Below are 272 nucleotides of genomic sequence, written 5' to 3'. Positions count from 1 at the left end.
GATCCGCGCGTCCTGGGCCAACCCTTGGCGCGTGACTTCAAGGGCTCGCGCCTGGGCTGGTTGGGCGACTATAACGGCTACCTGCCGATGGAAGACGGGATCATGAGCCTGTGCGAATCGGCCCTCGGGGATTTCGCCACGCTGGGTTGCAACGTCGAACGCTGCCTGCCGGACTTTTCCATGGCGCGCCTGTGGCGTAGTTGGCTGGTGCATCGCCACTGGTTGGTGCATGGCAACCTGGCTGGGGCTTACGCCAACCCGAAAAAACGCGC

The 272-nt window shown here is 64.0% G+C and carries 1 pseudogene; it reads left to right on the top strand.

The features are described from left to right. A pseudogene (locus SB764_RS40275) lies at nt 1-272 on the top strand (amidase); the annotation flags it as partial.

It is taken from the genome of Paraburkholderia sp. SIMBA_027 (assembly GCF_046535315.1).
Taxonomy (GTDB): Bacteria; Pseudomonadota; Gammaproteobacteria; order Burkholderiales; family Burkholderiaceae; genus Paraburkholderia; species Paraburkholderia tropica.
The sequence above is the reverse complement of the archived record's forward strand: the minus strand, read 5'-3'. Positions and strand labels throughout refer to the sequence as shown.